Here is a 14,057-nt window from a genome sequence, read left to right on the forward strand (position 1 = left end):
GGTCGGAAACCGCCCAGGCGCCCTGACTAACGGTCTGGCAGACCGTTAAAGGGTCGGAAACCGCCCAGGCGCCCTGACTAACGGTCTGGCAGACCGTTAAAGGGTCGGAAACCGCCCAGGCGCCCTGACTAACGGTCTGGCAGACCGTTAAAGGGTCGGAAACCGCCCAGGCGACCTGACTAACGGTCTGGCAGACCGTTAGGTAGGAGGGGTTGTGGAGTCGTACTGGATAACGTTGTAGGTGGCGGGCCAATTCGAGAATTTGTTCGATGAAATTATTACATTTTTGAACATCCATGGTATATTAATCACAAAAGCGTGTGAAGCACACCGCTCTAGTTCCCAATCTGGGACTAGGGCGGTTATTTTTTTAATGAGGAGAGTGTGAGGCATGGAGAATCAATTTGAAACGGAGTATCGTGCGTGGTTGGACCGGCATATTAGCGAAAGTCGCGGGGAACGCCTTCGTAGAATTAAGGAGCGTCATGGGTTCGGGGAAAGGGTTTTTCTGGAACATACTTGGTGGCCGGTTGTAGGGAATTTCGATCATCTATATCCCGAGTATGAATTTATCGATGCCGAAGGTAAGTACTGCTATATGGACTACGGTTATATCCGGTTTCCGGAACCGACTTGCATTGAGTGTGACGGTTTCGGTTCTCATGTTCGCGATATTGATCGCTACACATTCACGCGCGGTTTGGACAGGCAGAATGAAATTGTCCTTGCAAATTGGAACATTCTAAGGTTCTCTGTTGACAAGTTAAAAGAGGATCCAATCGATTGTCAAAAGTATATCCGAAGAATGATGGAAGAGTGGTACGGAAAGACGCGGCATGAGCTGCTTGAGCTTCCTATATATCAGAGGGAGATCGTTCGTCTCGCGATTCGTTCGCTGGGCACGTTCACTATCGAAATGGCGTGTGCCTGCCTGGGGAGAAAAGAAAAGTTCGTAAGAAATGAACTACGACAACTTATTGAAAAACAGATTTTGGAGAAAGCGTCCGGAACGATGCGAATTCATTCTTATCGTTTGGCTATTCGGTATTTCATGCAGTAATTTTGGATGGCGCGGCTAAGTTCCGGCAGACGGTTAATTGCGGAGGACCCGCCCAGATGGTTCGGATAACGGTCTGCCAGACCGTTAAAGGGCCGGGACCCGCCCAGATGGTTCGGATAACGGTCTGCCAGAACGTTAAAGGGTCGGAATCCGCCCCGGGACCCTGGCTAACGGTCTGGACCGTTAATGAGCAGAGTACACCCTGAAGAGGTTATAGTCTGGTCTGTCCGACCGTTAATCCGGTGTCTATCCTACTGAGAGGGAGGGGCGGCGGGGACGTCCTGAACGGCCGCATAGCCGGCAAGCTCGACGAAGCCGGTGCCGCAGACGGCGCGTCCGCTATTCAGGTCGGTGCCCGATACGCGGCACGCGCCTTCCCAGATTGCCCGCAGCGGGCCGATGATCGGCATTTCCTGCTGCGGGAACGCGGCGGAGACGCGCAAGTCGAGGCGCAGATCGGGCGCTCGAATCCGCCATTCAACCGGGTAAATCAGCCCGGTTCGCAAGCTTCTCCAGGAACGCAGCGGCTTGATGTCCACGTTCTTCGTCGTATAGGCGCGGTCGTTCAGGATGAGGATCGCTTGCGCGTCGCGGGCATTGCCCGACCCGTGCGTCGAATGCGGCGAGCCCGGGCGTTGCGGTGCGTCTGGCTTGTGCAGCTCGCTCGCAAGCAATTCGCGGCCGTCGTCCAACTGCAAGCCGAACCAATTCCACCCCTCTCCCTTGAGCAGATCGTAATTGCGCCCCCACTGATGGTCGAACCACCCCGAGCCGGTCAGCGTCTCGTCTCCTTCGGCATGACGAACGCGCCCGCTTACGCGGTAGCGCGTGCACGAATAGTAATACAGACCGTTCAGGCTGCCTTCCCCGTCGATCAAAGAATGAGGCTTAACCGGTGCAAATTCGAGCTCGATTGTCCCTTCGGGATCGTCGATGCGAAGGGAGAAGTCCGCCTTCGCATCATCTTCGAAAGCGAGCCTGGCCTGCCCGTAACGCACTACAGTAGGTCGGGAAGAGACGGAGACGTTCTTCATCCACCGGTGGGGAGAGGGGAGCTTGCCCTGAAGCAGCTGCCCGTACTGATTCAGCGTGTACCGGTCCCCCGGCCTAAACAGGAAGTACATCGGGAGATACATTCCGGTCATCTGGTAGAACAGAGGACGGTCCAAGTACGACCTGGCGATAAACTGAGGTTTGTCCAACCGGATTAGCGAGTAGATCAAATAATGACCTTTGCCGACCGGGAGCTCTCCGACTCGGAAGAAGGCGGTCATCAAGGCATAACGACTGCCGCCTTTTCCCGACAAGATCGCATAACAGTACCACCACTCCAGATTCGATTCCGGATGCGGGGCCGCGTCCCGGGGGATCGCCAACTCTTTTCTCCATTCGCTCATGAGGAGCCCATCCACCTGCCTTGACCTTTGCCTATAGGCTATTGCTACAGCGTATGCGCGAAGGCGTAATCGGTTCGTCCCTGGACGAAGACGAATGTGCTAGGCAAGCCAAAGAGTGGTACACTAGAGGAGGAGTACCATTTTGGCCCGAGAGCCTAGGAGGGAATACGAAGCATGAACGCATTTGAATGGTATAATCCGACCAAGCTGGTCTTCGGAGCGGACAAGGTTGGACAGTTGGGGGAATTGATCGAACCCTACGGAAAGCGGATCTTGCTCGTATACGGCGGAGGAAGCATCAAGAAAACCGGACTGTACGACGATGTGATGTTCCAGCTCCGAGAAATCGGGGCGACGGTCCACGAGCTTTCCGGAGTCGAGCCGAACCCGCGTCTCTCCACGGTCAACCGGGGCATAGATATTTGCCGGACGGAGCACATCGAGTTCATCCTCGCGGTCGGAGGCGGAAGCGTGCTGGACGCATCGAAGGCGATCGCGGCGGGCGCCGTGTACAACGGCGACGTATGGGATTTCACGATCCGCAAGGCGGTCATTCAAGACGCGCTGCCGCTCGGGACCGTGCTGACGCTCGCGGCTACGGGCTCCGAAATGAACGGCAACGCCGTCATCACGAACTGGGAGAAGAAGCAGAAAAGGGGACTCGGCAGCAAGCTGGTCTACCCTCGCTTTTCCATATTGGATCCGAAGCTGACCTATACGGTACCCCGCGATCAGACGGTGAACGGGATCGTCGATATCATGTCGCACGTATTCGAGCAGTATTTTACGCTGACGACCGACATTCCGCTTCAGGAGCGGCTTGCCGAATCCGTTCTGCTGACCGTCATCGAGAACGGGGAGAAAGCGCTGGACGACGGGACGGACTACGACGCCCGGGCGAACCTGCTGCTGTCGGGCACATACGCGCTGAACGGCACGCTGCCGAACGGAGTGACGACGGATTGGGCGACGCACGGTATCGAGCATGAGGTAAGCGCCGTCTACGACATTGCGCACGGGGCCGGGCTGGCGATTCTGTTCCCGAACTGGATGAGATACGTGTACAAGGAGCGGATAAGCAAATTCGTACAGTACGCAGTGCGGGTATGGCAAGTCGATCCGGCGGGCAAGAGCGACGACGAGATCGCGCTGGCAGGCATCGAGGCGACGAGAGCGTATTTCACGCGGATCGGCGCTCCGGCGACGCTCGGAGAGGTCGGCATCGACGACAAGCATCTGGAGCGGATGGCGGAAGAAGCGACGCGGTTCGGGCCGATCGGCTCGTTTAAGCTGCTGTCGCGGGACGACGTTCTGAGCATACTGAAAGCAAGCTTGTAATCTCTATAAGACGGAGGCGTTCCGCGGGTCGGCCGGGGGACGTCTCTTCGATATGCGGAGGAAGCGTAGATGGCGCTGACATTGGATGAAGCGATGGGCAAGTTGGAGGAAATGGGAACGGAGCAGACGAAGAAAACGTTCCTGAGGCACGGGGCGAGCGAGCCTCTGTTCGGCGTGAAAGTGGGAGATCTGAAGAAGCTGGTCAAGGACGTGAAGAAGGATCAGCAGCTGGCCCGCGACCTCTACGAGACGGGCAACTACGACGCGATGTATTTGGCGGGACTGACCGTCGATCCGCGGACGGCGACCCGAGAGATGCTGCAGCAGTGGGTACGGAAGGCTTATTGGCATGCTGTTGCCGAATATACCGTTGCCGGAGTGGCCGCCGAGAGTCCGTTCGCGCTGGAACTGGCCAGAGAGTGGATCGATTCGCCGGAGGAGCTGATCGCGACCTGCGGGTGGAGCACGTACGCCAACTATGTCTCCATCACGCCCGACGAGCGTTTGGATCTGGAGGAGATAAAGGCTTATTTGCATCGCATTGAGAACGCGATTCACGAAGAGCGCAACTGGGTTCGGTATACGATGAACGGCTTCGTCATTGCGGCAGGCTGCTACGTGGCGCCGCTGAGCGAGGAAGCGGAACGCGTCGCCGGGAAGATCGGGCAAGTGCAGGTGAACGTCGGACAGACGGCTTGCAAGGTCCCGCTCGCCACCGATTATATCGTCAAAGTGCTGGAAGCGGGCAGAACCGGAAGAAAAAGAAAAACCTGCATTTGTTAACGTCCGAGCCGAAAAAACAACGGATAATCCGTCAATTGTCGAATATATAGAAGGAAAAGGCAGAACGTTTGTTGAATGCGTTTACATTCGAAGTTGGCGGAGGGTGTTGTGTCGATGCGGCAAAGATTTGTGAATACCCCGATGATGTACGCATTCGGGATGCTGGCCATGATGATTCCGAGCCAGGCGTTTAGCACGTTCTACAGCTATTATTATGTGGATAAGCTTGGCCTTGGCCTTGGGCTGGCGACGCTGGCCCGCACGATTTTTATGATCTGGGATGCGGTTAACCAGCCGCTGTTCGGCTACTGGTCCGATCGGACCAAATCCAAATATGGACGCCGGAGACCGTGGATTTTCATAGCGATTCCGTTTTTTGCGCTGGCGTTCATTATGGTGTTTTCTCCTCCGGAGAGCCTGTCCGAGATGGGGCTGTTTACGTGGTTCCTGATCGCGCTCATCTTCTACGAGGCGGTGGCGACCGTCATTTGGGTCAACTACGGCGCGTTGTTCGCCGAGCTGTTCCGGGGCAATCGAGTTCGCGCCAAGGCATCCGCCGTTCAGCAAGGGTTTCAGATCGTGGCGCTGCTGATCGGAACGGCGGCGACGCCTTTTCTGTACAATGCGATGGGCTTCAGCAATATGGCGATTGTGTATGCGGTAACGTTTGCCGTGCTTATGCTCATCTGTTTGCGGTTTGTGAGAGAGGACCCCGAAGCGAGCGCCGCGCCGCAGCCCAAGCTGAAAGAGGCGTTCAAAGAAACGCTCAGCAACAAGCCGTTCTGGCTGGTCAACCTGGCGAATTCGTTCGCGCAGACGGTTAACGGCTTGCTTAGCGCTACGATCCCTTTTTACGCCAAGTATGTACTGAAAATTCCCGAGGCCCAAAATACGATACTGCTGGCTTCCGTCTTCGTGTCCGTCATTCCGCTCGTCGGCGTCTGGTACTGGCTGCTGCGCCGGATGGACCCGGTGAAAGGCTGGAGGCTGTCGTTCGTCGCATACGCGCTGTCCGTTATTCCGCTCTGGTTCGGCACGGGCTTGATCAGCGGCGTGATCGCGGGAGTGATCGTCGGCTTCGGGCTGGCCGGCTTCCTGGTCTCGCCTCCGATGGTCAACAGCAACATTATAGACATGGACGCGGAAAAAACGGGCAGCAGGCGGGAAGGCATCTATACGGCGGTCAGCGGCTTTATTATTCGTTCAAGCGGCTTGATTTCGGTGGTGGCTTTCTGGATCGTCGGCATGATTTTCGGCTACGAGAGCGGGGACAATCCCGGACCCGATCCGGAGAAAACCTTCCGCTATTTGATTAGCGTCGTTCCGCTGATATTGCTGACGTTCTCGATCGTGATTTCTTACTTCGTGAAAATAGAGAGGAAGCCTGCAAATGAGTCCTAAGTATCTCGTCATCAACTGCGACGATTTCGGCCAGAGCAGGCCGATGACCGAAGCGATCATGCATCTGCTCGAAGAGCGGCGGGTGTCCTCGGCGACGATCATGGCGCCGGCTCCCGGCTTCGAGGAGGCGGCGGAGTGGTGCAGACGCAGAGGACAGACGAACGTCGGACTGCATTTGACGCTGACGAGCGAGTTCGACGCCGTTCGCTGGTCCAGTCTGACCGGGCACCCTTCGCTCCACGACGAGAGCGGCCATATGCATAAGACGGTCGAAGACTTCGAACGCCACGCCGATACGGAGGCCGTGCTAAAGGAACTGCACGCCCAATACGAGAAAGCTGCCCGGTCCGGCCTGCGGCTGAGCCACGCGGACAATCATATGGGCAGCCTGTACGGCACCGCGACGGGCCGAAGCCACATCCCGCACGCGCTTAAGCTGTGCGCCAAGTGGAAGCTGCCCTTCCGCCTCTTCCGCAAAGTCCATCCGGGCGATCCGCTGCTCTCCGGCATTCCGGGAGTCGAGCGCGCGGCGGCCAAAGCTTCGGCTCTGGCCGGTCTGCTGGGCGTGGCGATTCCCGACTATTTGCTGTCGCATGCGTTTCACGTCCAAGAAGGGGAGACCTACGAGCGGTTCAAAGAGGAGCTGATCGGCAAGCTCTACGACCTGCCCGAGGGGATCAGCGAGACGTACATTCATCCTGCCGCGGAAGACGCCTATATGCAAGAGAACGTGCCGCATTGGGAGAAAAGGGTGTGGGAGTACCGTCTGATGCTGGACGATGACTTCTCTTATGCGATTAGGGACGCGGGAGTTACGCTCACCGATTATACGCACATTCGCAAACACGGCAGAGCTTCGAGGCTGGGTTCGGCGTTGGCGCTGACGAGGGAACTGCTGAGAAAATAAAGAAGAGGCCGTCCATAAGTGAGGAAGTACAAGATTATCGATGAAAAAGAAGGGCATCTATCTCCTGGAGACTGCCTCATACGGTCCTGAAATCACCTCTTAACGGGTTTACCGTTCCCATTTCAGGATCGTATAGCATCGGAAGGAGATAGATGCCTATTACCATACATCCATCGATAATCGTTAGGTACAACTCTGTTTACTTATGCGACAGCCTCTTCATTCAAGGATCGAGAGACAGGTCGCGGAGCAGCTTTTCGCTGCTTCGTTCCAACACGAGCGGGTAGAGCGCGGCTTTGTCCGGGGCCAGCGATCGCAGCTCGTCATATGCGGCGGACGAAGCGTAGACGCGGTCGGCCTGCTCGACGATCTTCCGCAGAGCTTCGCGGTTGTCGGTGCCCGCAACGTCGCTGGCGATATGGGTCAATCCGGCTTCGGCTACCCGGTCGGCCATCCACTGCCCGCCTTGCCGCCCGAGACAGACGAAAGCAATCCGGCTTCCGGCTTCTATCCGGGCAATCTCCAGCAGCACCGGCGGAGAGGCCGCCGCCCCGATCGTCAGCAAAGGAATGTTAACCCCTTCCAACAGTCCGCGTACCTCATCCGCATGATTCAACGTCGTGACCACCGCGTCCGCCCGCCCAGCCGCTTCGGCAAGAACGTCCGCCCGTCCGGCGATTTCCTCCAGAAACAGCACGCTGACCTCCGCTTGAGTCTCCTTCTCGACCTGCTCCCGATAGAAGGGATGGTCGTGCCCGCGGCATTCGACGAACAGCAGCTTCCGCTTGCCGTCCGAAGCCGCCGACTTTCCGAACAGCCGCGCGAACGCCAGTCCGGCGAGCGCGAGCTCGTCCGGGGAGATTCCGTTCTCTTCGGCTTCCCGCATCGTTCTCGAGAGCAGCTCGTGCATCGCTTGCCGTTTGCGGATCAGCGTCTCCGAAGCGGGGCCGGCCAATACTTGCGTGCCGCGTCCCTTTTTGCCCGAGACGAGACCTTCCTCGCGAAGCTGCGCATAGACAAGGTTCACCGTGTTGCGATTAACCTGCAGCGCGTCCGCCAATTGGCCCGCCGGAGGAAGCAGCTCTCCCGGGCGAATGGCGCCGATGCCGATCAGCCACTTCAACTGCTCCTTGATCTGGACGTTGATGGAGTAGGAAAATTCGGGATCCGCTTGCAGGCGGATGTCATTGTTCATCGCGGACGCCCCCGTTCGATGGTAGTCGAGTTAGTCTTATTATACACGCGCGGAACGGAATAGGGATAATTAAATGTCTATTTGACTAGTCATTTGGGATAAATCCATTGACAAAAGACTATTTAAATAGTTATATATGATTATCTTAATAGTTATTTGGGGTGGCGACGGTGATAAAGAGCTTGCAGAATTACTTGGGAAAAATGTCGGGCTCGGGACGCAGTCCGCTCAAAGTCGTTCCTCGAACAGCGGCGGTCGGTTTGCTGGGAGGATTTATCGCAATCGGATTGCTGGCGCTGTTGGGCGATTCCACCTCCTCGATCTGGCTGATGGCTCCGTTCGGGGCAAGCTGCGTGCTGGCTTTCGGCCTGTGGGACGCAGCGCTCTCGCAGCCTCGCAACATCGTCGGAGGTCATCTAGTGTCCAGTGCGGTCGGCTTGGCGCTGCTGCACGCTTTCGGCCAAGACGGATGGGTCGTCGCCCTGGGAGTGGCGCTGTCCATAGCGCTCATGCACTTGACCCGTACGACGCATCCTCCTGCCGGAGCCGATCCGATCGTCGTCATCCTGGCCGGGGAGTCCTGGACCTTCCTGCTCGATCCCGTGCTGGCGGGCTCCGCGGCGATCGTGCTGACGGCGCTGATCGTGAACAATTTGGACTCCCGACGCAAGTATCCGACCTTTTGGCTGTGAACCGTATAAATTTTCCAAGGAGAGGACAACGTAGGACGGTTAAGCGAATTCGGCCGTTAGCGCGGAAATTTCTAAGGGGGATGAAACGGAATGCTCGTACGTTTTCGGAAACTGCAAGGGATAGCGGTCCTGGTCGCGACGTTGTTCCTCTTGTTTGGATTGTCGGATATTGCGGGGGCCGAGCCCAGGGAGACTCTGAAAGCGGCGTTCGTGCGAGACGGGGATTTGTGGATCAGGAGCGGCGGCACAGAACGGCGCTTGACCGAAGGGAAACAGGTTTCTCGGCCGCAATGGTCGTTCGACGGAGAGTGGATCGCTTACCAGGAGGGCGAGGAAACGCCGAATCTCAAACTGTGGCACGTGACTTCGGGGAACAGCCTGGCCGTACTGGCCGAGGGGATTGCGGATTTCCAATGGTCTCCGGATCGCAATGAGTTGGCCTACACGGCCGATCGCAAGCTCTCCACGGTCCGACCGGATCGACAAGGCGGCCCCAGGACGGTAGCGGAAGGCATCGGCAGCTTCTCTTGGCTGCCCGAAGGAAACGGATTTATCGCTTCTTCAGCCGTGAGCCTGCTGCCGGATGGCTGGGAGCGTGTGCGGATTTTGAAGATCCCGCTTGCGGGGGAGGCGGAGACGCTGTATACGCTGCCGCAGGCTTCCGACGACTTCTTCGCCGTCGGCACGAGCGGCTTCAAATACTCTCCTTCCGGCAAGTGGATCGCGTTCCTGGCGACGCCGACCGCTTCTCTGTCCGCGGACGGCAACAACTACTTATGCTTGTTGTCCTCGGACGGAACGAGCTTTCACGCGGTCGATCAGATGCTGAACCGCAGCGAGTGGTTCCAGTGGGCGAACCGGGAAGATACGTTGGCTTATATCGCCGGCGTCGGACGGGAAGTGTCCCGCAATAAGGTTCTTAAGACGGTGAGAATACCGGCATCCGGCAAACCGGCGTCGTATACGCCTAAGGGCTTCGTGGATCAAGGGTTCGCATGGGCGGGAGCGGACCGCATTATCGCTTCCAGGGCGAAGGAGTACGAAGGCGAGGGCGGGATCGAAAGCTGGCCGCTGCCCAAGCTGGTCGAGATCCGCTTGCAGGGCAATCGCGCCAGCTCGGTAACGGAGCCTCCGCAAGGCTACGGGGACTTTGCTCCGCAGTTTTTTCCCCGGGAGCAGCGGCTGGTCTGGGTAAGGTCTAACCGTAATCAAGCCGACGCGCTGATCTCGGGACGCGGCGGAAAGCATCCTTCCGTCTGGATCAAAAACATCGGCTCGGGAAGACAGTATTACGGTTACGGGAATTGGGGAGAGGTTCTGGCCGTGTACGGCTGATCGGGAGCGAAGGTCACTTGCGCTCCAGAGTTTCCGACGATTCGTCCCAGCGCCATACTCCCTTCGAACCGTACAGATGGACGCCTCCGAGCCACAGATCGATTCCGTTCAGCGTTATCCGGTCCTCTTCGCCCTTCAGCACCTTGGCGCCTGTACCCATCAGACTGATGCGTGCATGCTGAAATTCCGGAGACATGGCCGCGAACGTCGGGAAGCGAACGGTAGGCTGCGCGGCAAGGAGCGGATGTGGACCTTGCATCATTCCGGCAAGATATAGCCAGTATTGCAAATCTCCCATGCCCAGGAGGCTAAGCCGGTCGGAAACGAGCCGGAACAGCTCGAGCGGAGCGTCCGCCCCGTCGCGAAGGGCTTCCAAAGTCGCTTGCTCCACAATGCCGAGACCGTTGCGAACGGAAGGATAGCGGGCCAGATGCATGCGGAAGGCGGAGCGAAGGTAAGGCAGCGCACGGGTATCTTGCCGCAGGAAGTCGGTCAGCGAGCGAGGATCGGCCGAAGCATACGCTTCCCAGGCTTCCCGGCCAAGGCGGAGTTCCTCCGGTTGAATCTCATGACGTTCATCCGCGAGCGGAATGAGCTGCTCCGGCGAGAGCTGGCCCAGGCCATGAAACGGTTCGAATCCCGGGTATTCCCCGATGCAGACGAGGCTCAGCCGGGTTCGCCCGAGCGGCCGCCGTTCAAATTCGTGAAGCAAGCGGATAAGCATCGTTTGATCGAAGAGATCGTGCTCGAACCAGAGTACGATCTCTTCGTGTTCGGCCGTTTGTTCGAAAGCGAGCGTCTGCTCCGCAAGGCCGGCATTCCACAGGTCCGGCGGAATGCCCAACGCCGCGACCATATGCGTAGTCCGGGCTTCATGGCGGGGGTCGGCGAAAATAGGCCCTTCCGTATACAGCTCTCTCCAGACGAGAACGTCCCCCTGGATTCCTCCGCGTCTCAGGCTGTCCCCGACGTGGTCTCCGTTGACGATATGCAGCATCGCGGCTCCCTTCCCCGCCGCCCTTCGGCGGCTCTCGTTTTTACCCATTATCCGGCCTGAACCAGCGGAAAGCAAGGCGTCTTCTCCTGAATAATCAGGAGATTTTGGGAATAGTAAGAACGATTCGAAATCACCGAAATGGCAGGGAGGATGCACATGCATTTGGATACGGAACAGGATCGGTACGAGGAGCGGGGCGATCGGCTGAAGAAGTGGTTGGGAATCGCGGGAAAATGGTTCGTGGTGGCGGCGCTGGCCATCGCCATAACGGTAAGCATGCCCAAGACGAGCTTGGCGGTAGGCAAAGGAGCGCACGGTCCGGACGTCTACGTCATCCAGGGGATGTTGAAGGCGCTTGGCAGTTATTCCGGGCCGATTACGGGCCATTACAATCAAGCTACGGTACGCGGCGTGAAGTACTATCAGAAGAAGCACGGTCTGCCCGTGACGGGAACGGTGGACAAGCGTACGTTCACGTCGCTCGTATATGCGTATTCGAGTAAACGAATCGGCGGCGGGCAGAGCTGGCGCGGCAAAAGCGACGGCAGAAGCTACGGCGGCCAAGGCGGAGGCGGCGCAGGCATCGGGGGCGGAGGCGGCCAAGGCGGAGGCGGCGCAGGTATCGGCGGCGGAACTGGCCAAGGCGGCGGTGGTGCAGGCATCGGCGGCGGAACTGGTCAGGGCGGCGGTGGTGCAGGCATCGGCGGCGGAGCTGGCCAAGGTGGCGGCGGCGCAGGTATCGGCGGCGGAACTGGTCAGGGCGGCGGTCAAGGCCAAGGGATAGAAGAAGAGCAAGAAGATCTCGGCAAAGGCAAGACGGAGCTTAAGGAAGAACTGAAGGAAGAGAAGAAAGACGAGATCAAGGAAGAGAAAAAGGAAGAAATCAAGGACGAGGACCATGGCAAAGCCAAAGTAGAGGATCACGGCAAAGTCAAAGAAGACGAAGGCCACGATCATGGCAAAGCCAAAGGCGACCAAGGCTACGGCGGCAACGGAGGCGGGCAGCAGCCTCAAGCTCCGCAAGGCGATACAAAGGACGACAAAGGATACGGCTACGGCGGTCGCGGCAACTAATCCGCGCACTTTCCCGAACCCTCTGCTCTCGCGAGCAGGGGGTTTTTCGGGTTGACCTCGCTTGCTCTAAGCGGAGGAAAAGCTCTGAGGTCTTCGATTGGATTTTCGCCGGCAATAGGTATACCATATCTATATACCTAGCTGCGAACGAGATTCGCAGAATCGCACACGAAAGATGAGGTTGACCATTATGGGAACAGTTATCCTTATAGCTGCGATTGTCGCCATCGCGGTGTTGCTGATTGTCCGGTATTATCCGCCGCTCGGCGGTCAAGCGTCGCGGGAAAGCAAGCGACGGATCGAGGCCTCGCCCCAAAGCCGCGACCGCAAGTTTGAAAATCAGATCCCGACGAGTATGAACATGGATTTCCGCACAGGGCTGAAATTGTTCGTCGATATGATCAAAGGCCATCCCCAAAGCCGGCCCAAACAACCGCTGGAGACGGAGAGATTAACGCCGGATAGACTGAGCGCGGGCGGAGACGCCGCCGTGACGTGGTTTGGCCATTCGGCGGTGCTGCTTAAGCTGGACGGCAAAACCCTCTTCCTCGATCCGATGCTGGGCCGGGTACCGTCGCCGTTTCCTTTGCTGGGTGGACGCCGCTACAGCAAACGATTGCCGATCGAGATCGACGAGCTTCCGTCGATCGACGCGGTGGTCATCTCTCATGACCACTACGACCATCTGGACTACGGCACGATCAAGAAGCTTCGCGGCAAAGTTCGCAGATTTATCGTGCCGCTAGGCGTAGCCGCCCATCTGGAAAGGTGGGGAGTCGAGCCGGCGATCATTACAGAGCACGATTGGTGGGACGAGTTGGAATATGAAGGGTTGAAGCTGGTGTGCGCGCCTGCCCGGCATTTTTCCGGAAGGAACGTGGGCAGCAATCGCAATTCCACCTTGTGGTGCTCGTGGGTGATCGCCGGAAGGCAGGCCAAGGTGTACTTCAGCGGAGACAGCGGCTACGGGCCGCACTTTAAGGAAATCGGGGACAAGCACGGGCCGTTCGATCTGACGCTCATGGAATGTGGGCAGTACGACGAGAGATGGTCGGCCATTCATATGATGCCGGAGCAAACCGTTCAAGCCCATCTCGACGTCCGGGGCAGGACGATGCTGCCGATCCATTGGGGAGCGTTCACGTTGGCTTTGCATGCCTGGACCGATCCCGTCGAAAGAGCGGCGAAGGCGGCGCGGGAACGCGGAGCGACCGTGGTGACTCCCAAAATCGGCGAAATCGTACCGATCGCGGATCCTCAGCCGAAGGCAAAGGCTTGGTGGAAGCCCGAACTGATCTAAGGGGAGGCGACGGAGGTGCTGTACAAGGAGCGCATTCTGGAAGGAATCCGTCCGCAAGCTGAAAGAGCTGGGCCTGACGATCAGTCTGGGCACCGGTTACCGATTGTCGCCGCGCGGCGAAGCGGTTATGAAGGCGATTCGGGCGAAGGGGACGGTCCTGGAGTAAGACTTGAGCAGGATACGGAGAAGGGGAGACGGCGGACGGTGCAGCCTTTTACGAAACGGGTCATCGAAGTCATCAAAAGCATTCCCGAAGGATACGTCATGACTTATGGACAAGTTGCCGCATGTGCCGGCAGCCCGAGAGGGGCGAGGCAGGTCGTGCGGATTCTGCATTCGTTAAGCGAGAAGCACGGGCTGCCGTGGCACCGGGTCGTCAACTCCAAAGGGGAGATCGCGATCCAGGAAGGAGAAGGGCGTTACATGCAGAAGCGCTACCTGGAAAACGAAGGGGTCGAATTCGGCCTGAACGACCTGATCGATCTGGATGAGTACCGGTATGTCCCGGAGATGGACGGAGACGTCGTTAGCGAGAAGAAATAAGCGGAGCTGCGTAGGCAACGAGTAAGAGAGAGAGT

Annotated in this window: 14 protein-coding genes; 10 read left to right on the forward strand and 4 right to left on the reverse strand. The window is 58.0% G+C overall.

Annotated elements, in window-relative coordinates:
- Nucleotides 1-298: hypothetical protein (locus ACESLM_RS09630; RefSeq protein ID WP_372631356.1), on the reverse strand; the 298-nt coding region annotated here is incomplete at its 3' end.
- Nucleotides 299-391: 93 nt separating this feature from the next.
- On the opposite strand from ACESLM_RS09630, the gene ACESLM_RS09635 reads away from it, so the two are divergent.
- Complete coding sequence (locus ACESLM_RS09635; RefSeq protein ID WP_372631357.1) at nucleotides 392-1,060, forward strand: hypothetical protein; 669 nt, start codon at nucleotides 392-394, stop codon at nucleotides 1,058-1,060.
- 251 nt (nucleotides 1,061-1,311) lie between these two features.
- On the opposite strand, the gene ACESLM_RS09640 is transcribed toward ACESLM_RS09635, so the two are convergent.
- On the reverse strand, nucleotides 1,312-2,457 hold the full coding sequence (locus ACESLM_RS09640) for a lipocalin family protein (protein ID WP_372631358.1): 1,146 nt from the start codon (nucleotides 2,455-2,457) through the stop codon (nucleotides 1,312-1,314).
- 174 nt (nucleotides 2,458-2,631) lie between these two features.
- Here ACESLM_RS09640 and ACESLM_RS09645 point away from each other — a divergent pair, with 174 nt between their 5' ends.
- From ACESLM_RS09645 to ACESLM_RS09660, 4 genes are all read left to right on the forward strand, one after another.
- Complete coding sequence (locus ACESLM_RS09645; RefSeq protein ID WP_372631359.1) at nucleotides 2,632-3,795, forward strand: iron-containing alcohol dehydrogenase; 1,164 nt, start codon at nucleotides 2,632-2,634, stop codon at nucleotides 3,793-3,795.
- A gap of 75 nt (nucleotides 3,796-3,870) precedes the next feature.
- A complete protein-coding gene (locus ACESLM_RS09650) occupies nucleotides 3,871-4,578 on the forward strand; it encodes a DNA alkylation repair protein (RefSeq protein WP_372631422.1) in 708 nt (235 codons plus the stop codon).
- Between the two features lie 114 nt (nucleotides 4,579-4,692).
- Entirely contained in the window at nucleotides 4,693-5,979 is a 1,287-nt protein-coding gene (locus ACESLM_RS09655; protein ID WP_372631360.1) for an MFS transporter, read from the forward strand.
- Nucleotides 5,969-6,886: a polysaccharide deacetylase family protein gene (locus tag ACESLM_RS09660; RefSeq protein ID WP_372631361.1), complete on the forward strand. Its 918-nt coding sequence runs from the start codon at nucleotides 5,969-5,971 to the stop codon at nucleotides 6,884-6,886. Before ACESLM_RS09655 ends, ACESLM_RS09660 begins: the two co-directional genes overlap by 11 nt.
- A gap of 223 nt (nucleotides 6,887-7,109) precedes the next feature.
- On the opposite strand, the gene ACESLM_RS09665 is transcribed toward ACESLM_RS09660, so the two are convergent.
- Nucleotides 7,110-8,081 carry a GntR family transcriptional regulator gene (locus ACESLM_RS09665; protein ID WP_372631362.1) on the reverse strand — a complete coding sequence of 324 codons (972 nt, stop codon included), beginning with the start codon at nucleotides 8,079-8,081 and terminating at the stop codon, nucleotides 7,110-7,112.
- Between the two features lie 203 nt (nucleotides 8,082-8,284).
- On the opposite strand from ACESLM_RS09665, the gene ACESLM_RS09670 reads away from it, so the two are divergent.
- Both ACESLM_RS09670 and ACESLM_RS09675 read left to right on the forward strand, forming a co-directional pair.
- Nucleotides 8,285-8,773 carry an HPP family protein gene (locus ACESLM_RS09670; RefSeq protein WP_372631423.1) on the forward strand — a complete coding sequence of 163 codons (489 nt, stop codon included), beginning with the start codon at nucleotides 8,285-8,287 and terminating at the stop codon, nucleotides 8,771-8,773.
- A gap of 90 nt (nucleotides 8,774-8,863) precedes the next feature.
- Nucleotides 8,864-10,108, forward strand: a complete 1,245-nt coding sequence (locus tag ACESLM_RS09675; RefSeq protein ID WP_372631363.1) for a TolB-like translocation protein — start codon at nucleotides 8,864-8,866, stop codon at nucleotides 10,106-10,108.
- A gap of 13 nt (nucleotides 10,109-10,121) precedes the next feature.
- Here the strand turns inward: ACESLM_RS09675 and ACESLM_RS09680 are convergent, their stop codons facing one another.
- Nucleotides 10,122-11,105, reverse strand: coding sequence for a DUF1835 domain-containing protein (locus ACESLM_RS09680; protein ID WP_372631364.1), 984 nt, complete (start codon nucleotides 11,103-11,105; stop codon nucleotides 10,122-10,124).
- Nucleotides 11,106-11,261: 156 nt separating this feature from the next.
- Here ACESLM_RS09680 and ACESLM_RS09685 point away from each other — a divergent pair, with 156 nt between their 5' ends.
- From ACESLM_RS09685 to ACESLM_RS09695, 3 genes are all read left to right on the forward strand, one after another.
- Complete coding sequence (locus tag ACESLM_RS09685) at nucleotides 11,262-12,179, forward strand: peptidoglycan-binding domain-containing protein (protein WP_372631365.1); 918 nt, start codon at nucleotides 11,262-11,264, stop codon at nucleotides 12,177-12,179.
- A gap of 190 nt (nucleotides 12,180-12,369) precedes the next feature.
- Nucleotides 12,370-13,479 (forward strand): MBL fold metallo-hydrolase, encoded by a 1,110-nt coding sequence (locus tag ACESLM_RS09690; RefSeq protein WP_372631366.1) that lies wholly within the window; start codon nucleotides 12,370-12,372, stop codon nucleotides 13,477-13,479.
- Nucleotides 13,480-13,683: 204 nt separating this feature from the next.
- The gene (locus ACESLM_RS09695; protein ID WP_372631424.1) at nucleotides 13,684-14,022 is read left to right on the forward strand and encodes an MGMT family protein; all 339 of its coding nucleotides are present in this window, start codon (nucleotides 13,684-13,686) and stop codon (nucleotides 14,020-14,022) included.
- Nucleotides 14,023-14,057 lie beyond the last annotated feature (35 nt).

Origin of the sequence: Cohnella sp. (genome assembly GCF_041641335.1) — a bacterium.
Lineage (GTDB): Bacteria > Bacillota > Bacilli > Paenibacillales > Paenibacillaceae > Cohnella.

Excerpts from the sequence above, each read along its gene's own strand:
- ACESLM_RS09660 (WP_372631361.1), top strand. The coding sequence starts at position 5,969 with ATGAGTCCTAAGTATCTCGTCATCAACTGCGACGATTTCGGCCAGAGC.
- ACESLM_RS09675 (WP_372631363.1), top strand. The coding sequence starts at position 8,864 with ATGCTCGTACGTTTTCGGAAACTGCAAGGGATAGCGGTCCTGGTCGCG.
- ACESLM_RS09665 (WP_372631362.1), bottom strand. The coding sequence starts at position 8,081 with ATGAACAATGACATCCGCCTGCAAGCGGATCCCGAATTTTCCTACTCC.
- ACESLM_RS09655 (WP_372631360.1), top strand. The coding sequence starts at position 4,693 with ATGCGGCAAAGATTTGTGAATACCCCGATGATGTACGCATTCGGGATG.
- ACESLM_RS09670 (WP_372631423.1), top strand. The coding sequence starts at position 8,285 with ATGTCGGGCTCGGGACGCAGTCCGCTCAAAGTCGTTCCTCGAACAGCG.
- ACESLM_RS09690 (WP_372631366.1), top strand. The coding sequence starts at position 12,370 with ATGGGAACAGTTATCCTTATAGCTGCGATTGTCGCCATCGCGGTGTTG.
- ACESLM_RS09680 (WP_372631364.1), bottom strand. The coding sequence starts at position 11,105 with ATGCTGCATATCGTCAACGGAGACCACGTCGGGGACAGCCTGAGACGC.
- ACESLM_RS09645 (WP_372631359.1), top strand. The coding sequence starts at position 2,632 with ATGAACGCATTTGAATGGTATAATCCGACCAAGCTGGTCTTCGGAGCG.
- ACESLM_RS09685 (WP_372631365.1), top strand. The coding sequence starts at position 11,262 with ATGCATTTGGATACGGAACAGGATCGGTACGAGGAGCGGGGCGATCGG.
- ACESLM_RS09635 (WP_372631357.1), top strand. The coding sequence starts at position 392 with ATGGAGAATCAATTTGAAACGGAGTATCGTGCGTGGTTGGACCGGCAT.
- ACESLM_RS09640 (WP_372631358.1), bottom strand. The coding sequence starts at position 2,457 with ATGAGCGAATGGAGAAAAGAGTTGGCGATCCCCCGGGACGCGGCCCCG.